General features: G+C 60.9%; 10 protein-coding genes. 2 read left to right on the forward strand and 8 right to left on the reverse strand.

Features of this window, described 5'->3' with window-relative positions:
- Positions 1 to 4 precede the first annotated feature (4 nt).
- Positions 5 to 958: a DNA-binding protein gene (locus tag ASE43_RS02125; RefSeq protein ID WP_057159291.1), complete on the reverse strand. Its 954-nt coding sequence runs from the start codon at positions 956 to 958 to the stop codon at positions 5 to 7.
- Between the two features lie 102 nt (positions 959 to 1,060).
- Between ASE43_RS02125 and ASE43_RS02130 the strand changes: the two genes are divergently transcribed.
- Together ASE43_RS02130 and ASE43_RS02135 are read left to right on the forward strand one after the other, a co-directional pair.
- On the forward strand, positions 1,061 to 2,146 hold the full coding sequence (locus tag ASE43_RS02130; RefSeq protein WP_057159292.1) for a site-specific integrase: 1,086 nt from the start codon (positions 1,061 to 1,063) through the stop codon (positions 2,144 to 2,146).
- Between the two features lie 140 nt (positions 2,147 to 2,286).
- A complete protein-coding gene (locus ASE43_RS02135; RefSeq protein WP_057159293.1) occupies positions 2,287 to 6,696 on the forward strand; it encodes a hypothetical protein in 4,410 nt (1,469 codons plus the stop codon).
- 185 nt (positions 6,697 to 6,881) lie between these two features.
- Here the strand turns inward: ASE43_RS02135 and ASE43_RS02140 are convergent, their stop codons facing one another.
- From ASE43_RS02140 to ASE43_RS02170, 7 genes are all read right to left on the reverse strand, one after another.
- Positions 6,882 to 8,159 (reverse strand): HEPN domain-containing protein, encoded by a 1,278-nt coding sequence (locus tag ASE43_RS02140; protein WP_157499612.1) that lies wholly within the window; start codon positions 8,157 to 8,159, stop codon positions 6,882 to 6,884.
- Positions 8,160 to 8,304: 145 nt separating this feature from the next.
- A complete protein-coding gene (locus ASE43_RS02145) occupies positions 8,305 to 9,624 on the reverse strand; it encodes a hypothetical protein (protein ID WP_057159295.1) in 1,320 nt (439 codons plus the stop codon).
- Positions 9,625 to 9,725: 101 nt separating this feature from the next.
- A complete protein-coding gene (locus ASE43_RS02150) occupies positions 9,726 to 10,889 on the reverse strand; it encodes a hypothetical protein (RefSeq protein WP_157499614.1) in 1,164 nt (387 codons plus the stop codon).
- 174 nt (positions 10,890 to 11,063) lie between these two features.
- The gene (locus ASE43_RS02155; RefSeq protein ID WP_082607045.1) at positions 11,064 to 12,149 is read right to left on the reverse strand and encodes a Wadjet anti-phage system protein JetD domain-containing protein; all 1,086 of its coding nucleotides are present in this window, start codon (positions 12,147 to 12,149) and stop codon (positions 11,064 to 11,066) included.
- Between the two features lie 6 nt (positions 12,150 to 12,155).
- Positions 12,156 to 17,330 carry a hypothetical protein gene (locus ASE43_RS02160; protein WP_057159298.1) on the reverse strand — a complete coding sequence of 1,725 codons (5,175 nt, stop codon included), beginning with the start codon at positions 17,328 to 17,330 and terminating at the stop codon, positions 12,156 to 12,158.
- A gap of 2 nt (positions 17,331 to 17,332) precedes the next feature.
- Entirely contained in the window at positions 17,333 to 18,112 is a 780-nt protein-coding gene (locus ASE43_RS02165; RefSeq protein ID WP_157499615.1) for a hypothetical protein, read from the reverse strand.
- 10 nt (positions 18,113 to 18,122) lie between these two features.
- The gene (locus ASE43_RS02170) at positions 18,123 to 19,370 is read right to left on the reverse strand and encodes a hypothetical protein (RefSeq protein WP_057159300.1); all 1,248 of its coding nucleotides are present in this window, start codon (positions 19,368 to 19,370) and stop codon (positions 18,123 to 18,125) included.
- Positions 19,371 to 19,398: the final 28 nt, after the last annotated feature.

The raw sequence follows: 19,398 nt of genomic DNA on the forward strand, positions 1-19,398 counted from the left end.
AAAATTAGTTCTCGACCGAAGATTTAGCATGCTTACGTGACCCGCGAGCGGTCGGATTGCCGCTGGATTTCTGCTGTTTTGGCTGGATATCGCTCCGGCGCATTACCGCTTCCAGGGCCGCAGGTAGATCCTGAAGTTTTGCTAGTTGTGTCTCAAGCGCATCAGCCCGAGCACGCTCGATGCCGGCGCTCCGACCCGCCTCAGCGGCCGTAGCCTTGGCGTGTTCGGCGGTTTGCAGGAGCGCTTTCTCGACGGCAGCGTGCTCTCTAGCCATTGCCTTAACGCGGGCCTGCAGTTCCTTGGTCTCCTGGCGAGCTCGGTCAACTTCTGCGTGAGCACGATCCTCAATCATCCGGATATGCTGCCTCAGATTCTCCCGCTCGATCGTCGACGACTCCTGCAACTTCTGGAGACGAGCGTCAGCTGCCTTTCGTACAGCATCGACGTCAGCAGCCTGTGCGAGCGCGGTATCCCGTTGCCTGGATGCTTCCTGGAGTTGCCCCTCAAGCTGCTTGACTAGGCGTTGGAGCTCCGTCGCCTGGGCTGATGCCAAACGCTCGGCGTGGGTAGCCGCTTCAACCTTGTCACGCAGTGCGCCGACCTCGTTGGCGAACTCCTCATGCTCTCTGCGTGCCGCGTCCTGCTCATCCTGAAAGGCCGCGCGATCCGCAGAAAGTGCCTCCAGGACACTGGCTCGTGCGTGTTCAAGCGCCGCGGCCCACCACTCTCCTGCCAGGACGGTGATCGCTTCGGGCGCATCCCGGACTGCGAGCCGCCGTTCCTGGGCCTGAAGGCGTTCACCCAGCCCTTGCCACCAGGTTTCCAGCCAGCGCGTAACGGTGTTAGGAGACCCGGTTCCCAAGTGCGCACGAATGCGCTCAACGGTCGGCCGCTCGCCGACCGCAACTAAGGCGTCGGCCGCGTTGTGGACGTCGGATTCGCTGATACCTCGGGCCATGGAAGTGCTCCTACGCGAGTGCCCTGCTCTGCTGATCTATACTCACGATAAGTGATGATTATCGTGGGTACGCGCCTTTTATCGTAGTAAAACATACATACTATGAAAGATATTCCCGCGATTCCGATTCTTGCGCAACCGGCGGCCAGCCTTACCCTGCCCGCCCAACTGGCCCAACAGGCCGCCGACGCGGTGCGCGAACTGCTCGCCGAAGCGGCCGCCGAGAACACGACCCGCAGCTACGCCAGTGCTCTGCGCTATTGGGCCGGCTGGCACGCGACGCGCTACGGCATCGAACTGACCCTGCCGGTGCCCGAGGCCGCCGTACTGCAGTTCGTAGTCGACCACGTGGTCCGCCGCAATGCCGACGGCGAGCTGGCCTGGGAGCTGCCGCCGGCGGTCGACCAGGCGCTGGTGGCCTCAGGCCTGAAAGCCAAACTCGGCCCTTGGACCTTGTCTACTGTGCGGCACCGGGTCGCGGTGCTGTCCACGGCGCACCGACTCAAGCAAGTTGCTAATCCCTGTGAGCAGCCGGCGATCCGAACGGTGCTAAGTCGTGCGGCCCGTGCGGCGGTCAAACGCGGCGAACGGCCGCGCAAGAAGACCGCGATCACTCTCGCCGAATTGGAGGCGATGCTGGCCACCTGCGATGCCAGCCTAGAAGGCCTGCGCGACCGTGCCCTGCTCTGCTTCGGGTTTGCCAGTGGCGGACGTCGGCGCAGCGAGATCGCCGCCGCGGACCTACGGGATCTGCGGCGGATCGGTGACAAGGGCTATATCTACCGACTCGAACACAGCAAAACCCAGCAGGCCGGCGTCACGGCCTCCTCAACCCCGGACAAGCCGGTGCTCGACCGGGCCGCCCTCGCCCTGCAGGACTGGCTAGAGGCGTCGGGGATAACAGAGGGAGCAATTTTCCGGCGGCTCTGGAAGCAGCGCGTCGGCCCTGCCCTCTCCCCGGCAGCCGTGGGTGAGATCGTGCAGCGTCGGGCGCGCCTGGCCGGGCTGGAGGGGGATTTTGGTGGGCACAGCCTGCGGTCCGGGTTCGTGACCGAAGCCAGCCGCCAAGGCGTGGCGCTGCCGGCGATCATGCAGCTGACCGAGCACCGGTCGGTGTCGAGTGTTGTGGGGTATTTCCAAACCGGCAGCGCCGCTGCGAACCCTGCCGCTCGTCTTCTCGAAGACTGATCAATCACGGGCGGAGGATTTCGCCGCATTCCGGCAAGGGGCGGACCTTCTAACTGTTAGCTAATATTGGTTGATGGCCGCCTTCTACGCTCTCACCCGACCCGAATCTCAAAGAGCTTGTCCGTTAGATGAGATCAACCATGAGGGATGATTTCAACAGGGCCGCCAAGGAACTGCTGGCGAAGCAGGCCGGCCATCGCTGCGCGCATCCCCATTGCGGGAAGCCGACATCCGGAGCCGACGAGAGTGGTACCGGCGCTATCAATATCGGCGTCGCAGCGCACATTACGGCCGCGTCTGCTGGAGGCCCCCGGTACGACCCCGCACTGACCAGTGAACAGCGCAAGGACGCGTCCAACGGGATCTGGCTCTGCCAGGATCACGCGCATGCGGTCGACGCCGATGACAGCGGCTTCAGCGCGGAAATCCTGCGAACCTGGAAACGGCAGGCAGAAGACCGATCCTTCCATGCGCTGATGGCGGGAATGGCCGGTGCCAGCCAGGTGCGTGGCTTCCAACTTGATCCCGGCGAGGGTATCGACATCCGGCACCGGTTCAACCTCGGCGTGGACGAGGATCTCGTCGCGCTGAAGGTGAGCTTGGTGGCGGCGGCGCGCGAAGATGTCGCCGCTTTCCGCAGGACCCGATACTGGACCGAGCATGCCATCGAACTGAAGCTGCGCCTAAAGGGCGACGTGGACGCGGATTCGTTTTCCGCTCACGATTTGGCCACCACCACCGAGGCCTTCAACGAGATCGTGATCCTGTCGCCGCCGGGCACCGGCAAGACCACCACGTTGCTGCAGCTCGCCGAAGCGATCATCGATAAGCGCGGCGCGGTGGCCAGCTTTCTCCCGCTGGATGACTGGTCTGCCCAGTCCCACTCGCTGTTCGAGAGCATCCTCGAACGCCAGTCGTTCCGTCCGTATCGCCAGGAACATCTTCGGCTTCTCGCCCATACTGGCGAACTCACCCTCGTGCTGGATGGCTGGAACCAGCTCGACGGCGCATCCCGTAGACGAGCACGCAACGAACTCGAGGGTTTGCGTCGCGACTACCCGAAACTGGGCATCGTCATCAGTTCGAGGAACCTGAGCGTTGCCGTCCCCTTCGCCACCACGGTGGTCGCGATCAAACCGCTCGACCATGCACAACAACGCCAGGTCGCCAGCGAGATGCGCGGGGCCGACGGCGAGACGCTGTTGGAAGAAGCACGCGCAATCCCGGGACTCAGGGAACTGGTGTCCGTACCCTTGTTCCTCAACGCGATCCTGCGTCTGTCGCCCGGAAGCCGCTTGCCCACGACGAAGGAAGGCGTGCTTGCCGCCTTCGTCGAGCAGCACAACCAGGTTGCCAATCGCAGCGAAGCCTTGCGTGACGCGACCCTCGGCCACGAGCAGGAGATCCTCGCCGACCTCGCCGCCGAGGCCACCCGCACCGCCAATACATCCCTGCCCGACGGCAACGCTAGGGCCTCGGTGCAGGCCACCCAGCGCCGCCTTTCGGACGAGGGCCAGATCTCCGCGTATTCGGCGCCCCAGCCCATGACGGTGCTGGACGCGCTGATCGCCGAACACTTGCTGGTTCGATCCCCGGGCACCCCGCCGGGATACAGCTTCCAGCACCAGCAGTTCCAAGAATGGTACGCCTCCTTCGCGGTGGAGCACGCCATGCGAAACATGGCTGCCGGCGACGCCACCGCGGCCGAACAACTCGCCATCGCGTTCCTCGACGTCCGTGCGTGGGAGGAATCGATCCTGTTCGCCTGTGAACGCATGGCATCGGGCACCAGCGCCGATTTGGATGCGGTAGCCGAGACGATCGTCCGTTGCCTGTCGATCGACCCCATGCTCGCGGCCGAGATCATCTTCCGCGCACCCGCGGCATGGGCTCGGGTCGAACCCGAAGTGACCGGGTTCCTCCGACGCTGGCACCAGCCGGACAAGGTCGATCGCGCCATTGGATTCATCGTCAACAGCGGCCGGCCGGAATTCGCAGAACTGTTGTGGCCGTTGCTCACCGATTCCGAACACAGGCGTCATCTGGACGTCCTGCGTGCGGGACGCCGGTTTCCTCCCTCGCTGTTGCCTGACATGGAGACCCGGCTGGCGACGCTCGAGGAGTCGACCCGCGCCGAAGTACTCGGCGAGATGGTTGACCATGGCGGCACGGAAGGTGCGTTGTCCGCGGCATCGGTGGCACAGACCGATTCAAGCGTGCATGTAAAGAAAGAAGTCGTGGAATCCCTGTACTGGCGCGGGGCGGATCAGCAAGCCGCCCGGGTGCTGCAAAACGCGCCTCTGGAGCTATGGCAGGAGTTGGCCTCAGGACATCCCCTTACCGGGATCCACAACACCGCGGTGGCCACCCGAATGGCCGCCGAACGTCGCGCAGCGTTCGAACGCATGCAGCATCCGGGACATAGGCTGTACTTCTTGTTGAATGGCGACGTGGACGGTATCGACACTGAGCAAGAAGTCTTCAGGTTGCTGACCGATCCTGCGCTGGAGGTTCGCGCCAGTGCAGCGGACCACGCCCTGCATCAGGCCAACGAACGCTATCCGTCGATCGTCGCCTCCGCTCTGGTGCGGAGAATCGAACAGGGTCTCGACATCCCGTTCCGGACCCACCTGCTCGTGCAGGAACTGCATATCGTCATCGACGAGGAGCCGATAAGCGGCATGGTCAATGACGCGGCCCTCGACGAGAACACCAGGCGCAACGCGGCCAGCGTCGCCGGTCCGGTTTCGATCGGTCGACTGATCGACGCACAGCTGGAATTGGATGCGCGGACTGCAAGCGATCCAGCGGCGAGGAGACTCCTGGCAGAGCAACAGCGCTTCCTGGAAGGTCTCGTTATCACCGTCCCCTACAGCTCCCTGGTTGTCGCGGTGGTGGCGCGGGCCGATACTACCGACCCGAGACGAATCGCCCTGTTCGCCGATCTGCTGGCCTCCCATCGCGAACAGGATGCCGCCATTCGCCCGCCCGCGATTCTGGAAGAGGAGCAGAAGGCCCAACTCGTGGACACGTTGTTGCGTTGGGTGCCGACCATGGTGGAGTCGTCCGATTCCACTCGGGCGGAACTTGCGGAACTTGCCCGAGCCATCGGCAGCGTCGGCGATGCCCGGCTGGCCGAACCGCTCGATAGGCTGCTGTCGGAGGACCTTCGGCGTTGGGACATCTCACGCGCCGCGTTCGTCGCATCGGGTTATCGCGACCAGACGTCCGACGCGCGGCACTCTTGGACGAACTGGTATCAGCGCGCCTTCATCGCCATTGGCACCGAGCAAGCGAAGACCCTGTTGATCCAGCGTTTGCCTCATCCCCAATTCGGCGCCGAGGCGGCCTCCGCGCTCATGCAGTTGTGGGAACAACGGCATCCCGTCACCACGCCCTCGACCTTTTCGCGAACCTTCCTGCGGGAGATGGCCGTTCGGCGTGGGCGGCGGCTCCGTGAGCATCCGCCCGCACCGGAGGCGCTGGCGATTCTCGACACTGTCACGTCACTGCTCGATGGCGGTAACGAGGACGAGCAACTGCATGCCATCCGCTTGGCGGTGGCGGCCTTCCGCATGCCCTGTGGCGACATCAGCGCCCTGATCCGTCGATTGATCGAGCTCCCGGCTCCGCTCAACCTGCAGCAGGACCTGTATGTCGCACTGGCGCTTTCCGGCGAACGCTTGCAGGCTGACACGATCCAATCGCGCATTCGGGCCTTGTTCGCCGAAGCTGAGACCAAACCATGGGTGCTGGGCGACCACCACAGCGTGTTCTTCGGCTGGGTGGAGTTGCTCGCATTTTCTGAGCGTCCTGCAGCGATGCTCGACGAGGTAGCCGCGTTGGAACAGCCGCATCTGAAGCAGCCGTACCAGCTGCGTGGATTGCTAGCGGCGCTGGGGGCCTCCGCCGAACCCGAGGTCGAGGATGTCCTGTTGCAGTTCGCAGAGCTCATTCCGGGATTGGTCCAGCAGCACGAATGGCTGGCTGCGCTGCGCACGCGCGGTACGGAGTCCTCGGGTCGAGCGCTCCTTCAACTGCTGCGGGACGGCGCCTTCGGCGACCCCGGGCGCCGGGATACCGAGGCACTCGGCGCCTATTTGGCACAGCTTGCAAAGAGCCATCCCGACTTCCGTGCCGAAATGCTGATGCTCCTGGATCATGTGGAAGAAAGCGTCCTCGCCTCGGCGATCGAGCGCGCCCTGCTCATGCTTTCGGATACGGAAAGCATCCTGTCACTGGTCCATTACTACGCTCGGACAGGGCAGTCGGGCGAAGGCCTGTACATGAGCCTCAGGAAAGTCGCCTTGGACGAACGGCCCTCCACGCAGTTCAGTGGCGCAGTGGCCCTGTTCCCCGTGTGCGTGGATGAGCTGCGTAGGCGGCTTTTCTCCCTGGCATTGACCCAAACAGGCGAAGCTGGTGTTGCCAGGCAATGCTTGGCCTTGATCGACGGCATCCGTGACGACTACGGCTATCCCGAATCCGAATTGCGCCACCCTGATATCCGATCGGGGCAACCTTGGCCCCTGCTCACCCCGGCTGCATAAGGCCAAGGCATGCAGTCGACGTCCACCCAGCCGATCGATCCGATACCGGCGCATCGGCGCATGGTTGCCCGTCTATGCGCCAATCCCGATACTTCTTGCTTATGCGACATGTCCGATAAGCTGACCAGCTTATCGGACAGCATCAAGCAAATAGCTGCCGCCAGAACATCGCCCGGGACGGTGAATCATGGATCGGTCCAATGGGTTGGATACTTGTTCAACGCGAGCGTTTCACTCATCCAATAGTTGTTCGCTAGCCGAATCGCATCTTCATCGCTCAGGCCCAGAAGCGCAAGAATCTCCAGATTCGACAAGGCCGCGATGAAATCGCCGTAGCGCAGAAGGGTCCAATCCTTGGCAGCCTTGTCCCTGAGGTCGCCCGCTGCGTGGGCGTAGTAGTGCCGGCTGTCCTTGATCTGCCGCAGGACGTCATCCGCTGGCTTCGCATTGAATGCCGCGAACCATCGTGTCCTGATGTCCTGGAGGCGTTCCAGCAGCGAGAACTCTTTCTTGTTCACACGCGTGGTCCGCAGCTTGTGCAATTCCTCGAGTGCCGCGATGTTCCAGAGAAAGTGCAGGATGACGTCCTTCCTGTCGCGATCAAAGGCCGCGAAATAACGGTCGAACGCTTCGGGATAGGCCTGGTGCGCTTCGAACCAGCGCACTAGCAGGGTCGAGAAACGATCCTTTATATAGTCGAACCGCACCAACTGGTCGTCCCATTCGAACTTCTTCGGCTTAACGGCGTGCAACGATGAGTGCCTGACCTCAATGTCAGGAACGCCTCGTTCGACATCCGCTTCATCGAAGACCATCAGCTGCGTATGCGGAAGGTGCTGCTGGGACAGAAACTCCAGAAACCTGCGCAGGCGATACATCGCCGCCCAAAGCCGGTCGAAATCCAGTCGCTTGGACGAGACGATCCGAAAACCCATCGGACGGTTCACGTGGAATTGCTCCGAGCCCCAGTTTCCAAACGGCATCGCGGCAGAATAAAACCTTTCGAGAGTGAGTTCGTCCGGCAAGGGATAACGCGTCGATTCGAAAGCCTTGAAGCGCACCACTGCCTCGGACTGGTCCCCGATATCAGCGTCGAAGCACTGCTCATGAAACCATGTCGGGCTACCTAGCAATCTGAACTGCACGCCTCGGCCGCCCAGGTCTTTGCGGAGCGAACCCAGTGCGATGCGCGTGGATTCGATCTTGGAGGACACCACGGTACCGTCGCCCTTCTTGCGGGCGGATGCGAAGCAGTTGAACAACGTGGCCTTCTCGTGGCTTCCCTGAAGCTTGGCGAAAACGATGGCGTTGGCCAGCAAGCCGGTTGGGGTCAGCGCCCCCTCAAGGCGCACCGTGGCACCGGCGTCATCGAAATCCAGCACGCCGGAAACCGCAGTGTCTTCACCGTGGGTGGGTAGCCAGAAGCGGCCCAGGAGTGACTGTGGCGTATCCGTGTTCTTCAACCTGATCCTCTCCACCAAGTAACCCGCAATGATGTTTCAGTTATGAATGCACGCTCCCGAATAAATCAGCTCATGCGCCGGCGCATTCGTTTTGCCAGCTTAGTTCGGGCGTCGGGCGTAGGATGGTCGCGTTGGGTCAGGCGCCTCAGGTCCACGCATACCGAGCGTCTTTCTGCCACATCACGTAGTCCACACCTTCTGCCAGCGCATACGCACCGGCAAGAGCTAGCCCATGCTCGTGAGATATCCTCGTATCGAGCACTAACTCCTTGACGACTTCGTCTTCTGGGATGCCCGCATGCACTACGCCAATTCTTGTCAGGTCATTGGCCTGGTCCTGGCCTATCTCCTCGGTAATCACGAGTACGTAGCGCGTGGGCACGACCGAGTTGTGCGTGCGCTCCCTCGCCGCATGCAGCAACACCCTGAGCCGTCCGCAAAACAGCTCGTTGGCGTAGCGCCTGACCGAACTCGCGTTCCTTGGGTGCTTGTTGTCCGCGCACCATTCCTCCCATCCCTCCCTGGTCACTAGCATGGGAACGAATGGCTTTAGCAATGTCCCCGCCTCGAACCCCTTTTCACGCTGCTTCCTCCATTCCTGATAGCTCTCGCAGAGCAGTGAATCCGATGGCAATACCTCTCGGAACTTTATCCACTCACCTGCGGCCATGTCTGGAAATGTGAGCGCGACCGGCGGGATGCCGGCGACGGCGCTACCGCCTTTGCGTGGCCGTCCATGAATATAGAACTCAGACGCCCTCCCCATCGGCGGCGCTGGCTTCACATATGTGGTTCCATCAAAGTCGAACTGCGTGTCGAGGACCGGGCCCTTCCCTACATCCAAGGGCAACTCTCCCCTGACCAGTGCCGTCATCGTCCTTCCGGCATAGGCATCCCACGCCCGTTTCAGCTCCGGAAACGCGTGGAATGGCGCGTTCGCGTTAATCGGAATGTAGTCCAGCGGCCAAAGGAAGAAGCTGTCGAAGCCATCGCCGTGATAGTAGCAACCGCCGACCACGACGCCATCGATTTCGCGGGTATCATTGCGCACGCGATGAGCCGCCAGTTCGGTAAGCGCGTCGTGCCCGAGCGCCGTGTAACCATTGTTTAGTACCATCAGAATCGAGCAGGTCGCCTGGTCGAGCTCGCTGCGGGACTGCACGAGCTGGCTTCTGGCCTTCTTGACGATGCCGTTGAGTGGCCTATCTAGGATCCCGTCAAACTCGCGCTGTCCCGACTCAGGCAACCTATTGCGATCGATAACTACGACCGGCCGTCTATCTCCGTATTTACGAAACAAGTCGGCGATCTTGCGTTGCCGCTCTGGCTTGGATAGTCCTTCATCGTCCAATGCCTTGAGTTCGATCAGGGTATCGCCTAGCAGGTAGTCGGCCCCCGGCTTCAGGCGGCGATCGGCGTCGGGATGCGCGCGTGCGCCACCGGCCGCAGCGACGATCTCATTCACAGCGGCCTCACCGATCGGTTGTATCCGAAATGTATCCATTCCTAGCGCTCCTAGAACACCCCGCACCTTCGTCGCGACGGAATGATTGGGGGTACGCTGCGCTACTCGCGAGGGTTGCCTTCGATCACTATGCTGATTCTGTGTATTGAATCCAATAGTGCTTCGATCAGTCGATCATAGACTGCCTCGAAATCGCGGTGGCCTTCCTGAAATCCAAGCCGGGCATTGATCGATTGGATCATCTCGTTGCGCCTGTCCGCGGAGAGAAGATGCGAACAAAACACCCGGAAGTCGTACAAAACAAAGAAGGGCAGCATGATTTCGGCGTGATCGGTCTGCCCAAGTGCCACTTCGATCCATGTCTGCAGTGTCTTGAGCCCACCCGCGCTTTTTAAGTCTTTGGAGCTGCCTGCCTCCTTGGCCGCTCGCTTCAGAAAGCCGGAATTGATGCTCTCGACAAAGACGCGATTCAGCGACTCAATCGCGGGTGATACATGCTTCTCTTCCCAGAAGATGGGTCTCGTCAAGTTAGCGATAACGCTGGCGACTTCGCCCTCCAACACGAACAGCCCTTCTCCGAATTTCTTGTTGAACAGGTCGTTCAATGCCTTCCGTTGATGTAGCAGCTCGTGCTGTTTTGAAGGAGGGGACGGCTGGACATCGATCTGTGCCTCGTAGAACTCCGAATGGAGGTCGTGGTCGGACTGGACGTTCTCCGATCTGAGAAAGTACTGCTCCTCGTCGGGTAGCGAGGCGATGTCCCCCAGCCACATTATGACATTCTTGCCGCGGTTTATGCCGAAAGAGATCGTCCACTCTTGGGCGAGGATAGTTCCGTAGGTCTCCGAGAATAGATCCAGCCGATACTTCGGATCCTGCGAATACTTGTTCAGGACCGCTATGTTGAAGAATACGGGTGTCAGGAAGCCCTCGTCCCATGGGCGTGTCAAGCCGGGAATGAACTCGTGATCGATCTGAGAGTACTTGAATTCAAACTTCTGGCTGAACGCGTACCGCTTAGCCCCTAAACTCTTTGGCCTGAGCAGGATGCCGGTCTGACCGTCTTCGGCGGCCCTCTTGGCAAAGTACTCGATCAACAGCCTCGACTTCACGGGAAGCAAGAGCTCCATGGTCGTCCTGTTCTGCAAGAGCGGGACGCCTTCCAACTCCACCCGGATATCACCGAGAAAGAACACATGCGAGCCTAGATAAAGATCTAGAGGAGATGCATCTAATTCGTCGAAGTAACGTTCCGCAACCCTCATTCTTTCCCCTGGAGCTTTTGCAAAGCTGAAAACTACTGCTTCCCAATATAGCAATAGCCGCTTCGCGTTAAGAGATACCCTCTCCTACCCGCGATAAATCTTCCTAATCTTCTCCTCGGTTCGCCCTCAACCACAAAATTTTTCTGTAATCACTAACCAACTGGATCGAGGCTGCTATCGCTCGAAGGGCATCGTAAGGTTGATTTGATCAACTATGCGTACAACAGCCTCTTGGTCGACCGCACGTTGTAAGCATCGTTTAGCAAGATAGGCGACATCGGCCTCGTTCCCGGATGGCGGGATTCCTTGCCGATCCTTCTCGAAAAGCCGGTGATAGGGGTGGCTACGCCGCCTATCATCCAGCATCCGGTCCATGGCGCTGTACGCTGCGCTGAGCCGGATCGATGGCAACCGTTGCTTCAATGACTCGTAGATCCGCAACCCCTCCAGGTCCAAGTCGCCCCAGAAATAGGCAGGGAGCTGGGTCAGTGCCCAACGCAGGTCTGCCCGCTCGCCAACTGCGGGACACGACACCACCTGTCCCGCAAGCAGTCGCTGCCCGAAATTGTCGATGGTCAAACCATAGCCGTACGCGGCCACGGCCAATATGCGTGATGCCTGCGCTGACGTCGCGACAGCCGAGAACACACGTGGGTTTTCGATCAGTACCACCGCTTCCGGAGTCGAAGGACCGGCCGTGATCGCGTAGTACAGCCCTCCGCTATCGTCGACGTTGACCCCCAAGCCCCCCAGGTCCGTGCGCAGGCTGCGCGCAGCCTTGGAAGATCCCAGCAGGTTCTCTGCCGACCACACCCACGTATCCGCGCAGCGGATACCGTCCCGCATCGCGATCATCCCCTCGATGATCGCGATCTTGTCGCACCGATCCAGCCCATTGAAGGTGCTGAACGAGGATCCGAGCGAGGCCCGATCGGCCTCGCTGAGTTTGTCGCCAAGGCCCTCAAGGATCTCCCGCCATTCCACTTCCTGAGGGCAGACCTGTCTAGAAGGCTCCGTCCCAACCCACTTGACCATCCTTACGGGACGTCCGTTAACACCTATGCCCGTTATCACACCTAGCAAGCTTAGCTCACGCAACGCCTTGGCCACCTCCAGCAAAGGCATGCCAGTGGCATTGGACAACCGCTGCTGCAGGTCATTCGGACGAAGCCCAGTGGCCCCTTGTAACTGCCGAATCGCACTGCCGCAACGGTCCGCTCCATCTCCCAACTGCAGGTCTTCATAACGCAATTGCGTCATTGCACTTCACCCGTTCGACAGTTGGCGGACATGGAGGCGCATCGGCACCATTTCGCCGTCCACGAACTCGACATCCTTGCCAACGAACCCGTTCTTGCGACCAAACCGACGCAGCGTGACAAACGACGGGAACAGTGTCGGGTCATTCTCGTATTGCGGGATGTGAATCCATCCGATCAGCTGAAACTGGCCTCGCAGTTGTTTGATCGCCTCCAAAGACGGCTGGATCAGACCCGGCTTGCTCAAGTTCGAGAACAGCCCATCAACCATGAGCACTCGGGAGGGACGAACCCTGCGGCGCACACCACCACCATCACGCTGTTCGTCACGAGCCTGCGCGAAGTCGGCCAGCTTTATTAGCACCATCAGAAACACTGCATTCTTCTGCCCTGTGGACAGCTTGTCGGTCAGTCGCTCCGGTCGACCACCTGCAATGCTTGGGTGTTCCAACTTCACAGCTGGACCGGACTCGCTCTTGGCAGCACCGACGAACACAGCGCGATAGAACTCCTTGCCGATGCGCTCGCGCAGCGCCTGTTTGCGCTTCTTTTCCTCCGTCACGGACGTGGAGGCGCCACGGTTGAACCTGGACTCGCGCAACTCCAGATCCTCTCGAATGACTTCTACCACCTGTCTTGCTGCGGCGTCGATCTGTTCGCTGTCGACGACGTCAGCCTCTATGTGCAGGCCTGCAGCCCCCATGTCAGATGTCGGCTTGAGCATCCGCTTGAGCAAGCGGAAGTTCTCGCGAATCTGACCGGTGAATCCGGACATCGAGACGTGCATGCGTTCGCGATGGCGCTCGACGTCGATACTGACATTGCGCGTCAGCTCCGATAGCTTGTTTACCTGCTCATACGCCAGTCCATGAAGCTGATCGATGCCATCGAGTACCGCCATCCGATCCGTGAAGAGGTCGGGATTAATGTTGTCGCGCTCATGTGCGGTCAACTTCGACGATGTGTCCGCCGCGATTTTCCTTGCTTCGGCGCAAGCGCCATCGATATGCCGAGTTTCGTCCTTCCGCAACTGGCGAAAGCGTCTCAGCCCTTCGCCAAGCTTGAAGCAGGCGACGTTGGCGACAACGTCATCCATCGTGTCAATGAGCTTGTCCAAGTCATCGCCGCTGGCACGGATCTCCGCGGCAAGCTGGGCGGCGGCACGGGCGTGGACATTCGGCCCATCGTCCTGCGCTGGTGCAACGATCTCCCCGCGCAAGGCGTCAATGACTTGCGCGGCCTCGCGCCAGTGGGAAAGCAGGTTCGACACATGAGCATCAAGCTTGCGGCCGAAGCGCTCGTCAGCGTAGATGGCGTCTTTAATTGTGTTGCATCGCTTGTCAAGCTCGCAGAGCTCGACGGCAAGCCGGCCGATGTTACCGGCAAGCATCGTTCGCCTCGCCAGCTTCTCGCTTCGATAGTCGGCGTTCCGCCGGGCCTGCGCACCCCGTTCGGCGTTGGCGAAATTGAAGCGTAGCTTCTGCTCGCATAGGGCAGCACGCGTCATCAACGCCGAGTGCTGGCCATCGAACGTGCCGTCGAACGCCGGGCCATCAGCATCGACGTAACCTGTGGCCTCCGCCAATCGGGACTGCCAGAGCGCCAGTTCACGGCTGGCGACCAGCAACGCCTTGGCCGCCCGTTGCTCCGATCGCGTAGCTTCCTGCAGAGCACTGTTGGCGTTCTCACGCCCAGTAATAGCCGCCTCGGCCGCCGTTTTGGCCTCGCCCAATTCCGCCAGCGCTCCAGCAAAGCGCGCGGCGCCGCCTAAGTCCTCGTATCGCGACTTGGCGTCCACTAGGTCCAGGCGGCCGTACCGGGCTTCTGCGGTCGGCCATTCCTGCTCCGCCTCGTCCAGTTGGGCACACAAGGCCTCAAGAGCGTCGGCGGCAGCAATCACGGCCGGCGGCCCACCGCGGGAAACGAACGCCTGTTGCCGTTCGATCAGAACAATTGAGGCTGCGCTTGCGCGACGCTCTAGGTCGGGCAGCATGGCTTCGATCGCGCTCAGCGTGTCGGCCCGAGCCTCCATCGCTACGACAACGGCCAAAAGCCTTTCTGCCCCCCCCGCATTGTGGAAGCTGCATGCCTCCCTAATGCCAACAACCACTGCAGGAACGAGATCAGCATCCACCGCCGCTAGCGCGGCCGTGAGCTCATCGCGCTTTCTTTCCGACTCCGCCAGTCGGCTCTTGGCTCCTTCGGCGCGGCACGCATCCTCGATCCTGAGTCCCAGTGTCGAGGACGGCTCAAGCTCCAACATCGCGGTCTTGAGCTGCTCGATTGTGCGTTCCGTGTCAGCCAACGCAATCTTGGCCAGAGTGATGCGCTCGGCGACCTTTCCCGGATCGACCAGCACCTCGACCGCAGCGCTTTCGCGCCCCCACAGCAGACCGCGCACGACCGCCGCCGTATCCGCTTCAATAGCGCCGTCTCGGCAGTAGGCCTGCAGTGCCCCCCTATGGAATACCGGAAAGTCGACGCCTTCGGCTTCAAGGCGCCGCAACACAGCTTCCGCATTGTCGGCTTCGTCAAGGACGGGGGCATGCAGCACCTGGGAGAACTGCGCCAACACCATCCTGCGACGAGGCGCGGACAAGTCCAGAGAGGACACGACTTCGTGTACGCGATCGGTGGCACCCGTGATGTGCAAGGCCTTCCGTGCCATCCGGCCGGCCGCCGTGCCCGCCGAGTCTAATTCCTCGATTTCACGCTGCCCTTCTTCCTGCTGCGATATCCAAACCGGCAGTTCGCCCTGATGCGCGGCAAGTTGCTGCGCCCTCTCCGCCCGCACGTCAACGGCGCTACGTGTAAGGCCAAACGTCTCGGCGAACCAGTCCAGACTGGCGACCTGAGGCGTCAGACCGTCGATCACGGTCTGCGTCTCGGCCAACTCCACCCGCAGCTTCGTTTGCGTGCCCCGCAGTGATCCCTCCAGTGCGAGCACATCGCACGCGCCAAAGCGCGATGTCACCGCACCCAGCGCGACGCGACCGGCTTCAAGTCTTGCCCTCTCGATGGCGTCGCGAGCGGCCTCGTCGATCAATCGCTCTCGCTGCTTTTCTGCTTCGCTAAGTGCCTTGGAAACGCGGGCTACTAAGCCATCAGGAACCTCGTTTCCAAACACTTCCGCATATCCACGAGCATCATCCTGCAGCTTCGTCAACACGTTCAATTGGTTTTTCTGCTGAGCGATCTCTACTGGGAGCTTGGATATTTGCTGCATCAGATCCCGGTACCGGACTTGGATGCGCTCCCTCAAACCACGCCAATCCTCTTGAGTGAAATGCTCTGCAAAGAGATCCACCTGTGGCTGCAAGCGCTGCAGGTCGGATTGCACCTCGCTCAATGCACGTAGCGCAGTTTCCCGTGCTGTGGCGACCTTCGCCGCGGCCTCCAGCGTAATCGTTGCATCCGACACGGCCGCCGTCGCCGCCTCGTGGCGCGCAGTCGACTCGGCCTCACTCGCAACCAGTCGTGTCGACACTGCATTGGGTGCTTCACCCGGAAACGCCGTAACCACCTCACCGTAGGCAACACGTCCGGCCTGCAACTCCAGCCGGCGCTGCTGCAGCGCTTGCTCCTGCGTTTGCACCGTTTCGCGCTCTTCCAAGACAGCCGTCTCAGTCATCTGCGGCCGATCAAGCTCGTCGGCGGTGAACAACCCACTGGATTCCATCTCCAGCAGAACGGCCTCGGCCGCTTCCAATTGCTCCAGAGCGGTCGCAATCTGCATCTGCTCGGCTTCGGCCTCGCCCTTCTCCCCCGCGGCCGCGCTCAGCCGCTTCGTAACGGCCTCAAGCTCACCCCTCACCCCGCGCGCCCGTGCCCGGAACGGATTGCATTCTCCGGCGCCGTGACGGGCCTCATAGGCATACGTTAGCGCCCGGAGAGTCGCGTCGCGGTCCCAGCCTTCGGCGAATTTCGTCGCTTTGACTACGAGTTGGCGAGCGCCGTTCAGCGTATACCCGCTGTTTGGGTGGCCCCTATCTCGGGCAGAAAAAGTAAGATCACATGGATTTTCAATGACTTGCGATCCAAGACGGATCCGTTCCACTCGATCCCGATCAGCGCGCTGATTCAACGCACCCGGGGATTCCAGCAATAACCCCGCCAGCACCGCATCCGGCACCAGCCATTGCCCATCCTCGACTACCAGCCGGTTCGCGAGGAACCGAGTTTGGTCCCCGCCGTGTTCCCACGGCGTCGGAATCCCAGGAAGGGGGCGAGTCAGAACCGCTTCTTCAAGCCAGCGCGCCTCAGCCAAGTGGGTTGCGGCCACTTGCTGGCGCTCGCTGCGCGTCCGACGGTAGATCTCAACCGCCGAGTTGGCATGCGCTAGACGTTCGTACAAGTCCTCCCATTCTGCAAGGTCGCGCCGGGTTTTCTGCAGCTTCTGCTCGGCTTCGACCAGCGGAAGCGCGCTGTTCACCAACGTATCCTCGAAGCGATACTCGTCCGGCTCGCCATCCTCCTGCATACAGCCAACGAGCACCTCTGGCGCGATGTGTTCGTAAAAGAAATCCGAGTCATAACGACCACCTGGCGTGCGGCTCACGCGGAACAGTGCCTCGGCCCCGTCACCGCCGCCCTTGGCGTGGTACTCCGCAGCCTTGTTGAGCGTGTGCGCGTCGATGTGATCATGCACATGCTCCTGCCACACCTCCCGGCGTGTGCCCGGGTCACAGAGCATCGGCTTCGCCTTGCGTTGGCGATCAAATTCCTTGTTGGGCACGATGATCTGCTTCGTGCCGTCGTGGTGAACTACGGGGAGGTCTTCCAGGCAACCTTTGTAGTGGTAGAAGTTAAGGCCGTCATCGGCGTTGCCGAAAAAGCCAAAAACGTAGTTCTCGCCTTTCACCTCGTGGCCGATCAGCTTCGGCTGGTTCGCGCTCCGCGCCTCATAGGTCACTTCCAGGCGAACATGGGTGTAGTGCCCCCACGCCCGCCCCGCGCTTTTTTCACGAGTCTTGCCCACGAGATCCGGCTTGCGAGTCAGGATCGCGTAGATCGCGTCGCACAGGCTAGTCTTACCTTCGCCGTTGCCGATCTTGATCGCGGTACTCACACCACCGAACTCGATGGGTACGCACCGCCAGTGAGGCTCCCAGTCCCGACTGCCCGGCGACTCATTGTCGAGATTAAGGAAATTGATGATTTCCAGTCGATTGAAGACGGACACGATCAGTTCTCCTGGATCATTTCGTCATCGGATGAAATTTCATCGGCGCTGACGAGCACCACGATGTCGTTTGCAATCGGCCGTGGGATCAAGGCACCGGCATATCGCTTGAAGTTCTCGGCGATATCGACCGCAGACCACAGTGTCTGGCCGTAAACCACGCTGCCCATCCCCGTGGCGCGCTCTTCGAGCACGCCGCCGCGTAGCATGCTGCGAACAAATCCTTTCGCCCGTGCCTCAACCTGCGCCTCGGCGCTGCCGGTGAAAAGCGCGTGCGCACGCGCCACCAGTGGATCTCCGGTCACACGCACACCTCGTTGCTTTTCGATGGCTTCCACCAGTGTGTCCACGAACTGCGAATCGTCGAACTCCGCATCGGCAAAACCGCTGACCGACTCTATGGGCCGGCCACCGTCGGTATAGAGCAGCTTCAACATAGTCATCAGCAACAATCCCGCCCAGAGCGCGCTGTCCGCTGCACTCTCATTGCGCCGGCTATCACTCCACTCGCGCAGCACGGCGGCGCCTCCTATGTGCGCCGGCACGTCACGGACGGGCTCACGCACGGCGATGTAAACGCGCCCGGCATCGGCAATGCTGAGCGCCGCCGCTTCGTGGCTCACGAGCCGAAGCCCTTGTGTTTCAAGGAAACCCTCAAGTTCGTCCACGTAGTCGCGATTGCGTTCGAGCAAGGCAACGGCCTCCTTTTCGGCTTGGCTTCGATTCCGGCCCGGCACCGAGAAGGAATAGAGCACGCGTCGCTCAAGCAACTGGTTGTACACAATTCCTATTTCATACGGTGTCATCACGCACCGCTTTTCCCCGTGGGAGGGACAGGATCAAATCCGGCAAAGACCAGTGGAAACCAGCTTTGACGCCATGCACCGCATCGGGCGCAATGCCAAGCTCAACAGGCTCTCTCTGACCGAAGGGGTGACTCACTGCGAATGACGCAAACACGGCCGAAACATCATGAATGGAAGTCACCGAAATCGGGGGCAGCCCCCCTGAATCGATCAGCTCGGACAATCGCTGCGGTCCTTGGTCGAGGGCAGCACGCAACGCATCGAGATTGTGATCGAGCCACGATTGCAGCTGGTCGTCCAATGCACCTGTAAGTGCTGTGTCGAATACCAGAGGAGTGACATCCATGCCATCCCGCGCCGGGGGAAGCACAGCATCGACCTCGAACACGCTGGCGAAGGTGGGTACCGCGATCCAACCGTATATTCCCGTCAACGCACGCTCAATCGATGCTTGATCGCCATGTCCTGTCATGATCGCTCCCATGGCGGACCCGAAGTCCACTACACCCAGGTGGCGCCGCCGCCCTTCCTGAACCCGCCGTAGAAATCCGGCCCATGTCCGACTCGCCGACTCCATGGCACCGTGGGCCCGGTCCAAGACCCATCGCAAACGATGCAAGGTGATATGCCGATCGGGGCGGATTTCACAGAATCTCTCCAGTTGCTCCTGTGTCGACTCCATCGCCAGCTCCGCCTTGGCGCGAACTAGGTACTGTGCTGCATCGTGCAACATTTCGTTGATTGCCTCACGTTGGGCCGCATAAACCTGCGCCATGGCATCGAATGATGGCGACTCGATCTGGCGATTTATGTCCTCCGCCAGCTGTCGCAGCGCCCTGGCGTGGTCGAGCGCAAATTGCTCAACGTCAGAAAACTGCCCGAGTTTGATCGCCTGTAGGATCTTTGCCGCTTGCTTGTCTTCATACAGCCAGTTATGACTGACGTTGCCAAGACGCAGGAAGAAGCGTCCGGTCTCGGTTAGCTTCACTCGATCACGGCGTGGATCGTAGTTGAGTAGGCGTGTGCGGCTTCGCGTCCCTTTCTCGTGGCCGTCGCTTGGGTCTACGTATCGGCACTCACGCTCGACATCGAGGAATCGACACACGAATCGCAAGTCATCGATGGCGCACCCTTCAATGGTCTTGCGCACCTCCATCACGAGTGATTCAAGGTCAACGAAACCCGATCGCCCATCGGCTGCAATGCGTTCAAGCGCCATAAGGATCGACTGCATGATGTCAAGCCATCGCCCAGAGCCATCT

Origin of the sequence: Lysobacter sp. Root983, from assembly GCF_001429345.1 — a bacterium.
Lineage (GTDB): Bacteria > Pseudomonadota > Gammaproteobacteria > Xanthomonadales > Xanthomonadaceae > Lysobacter.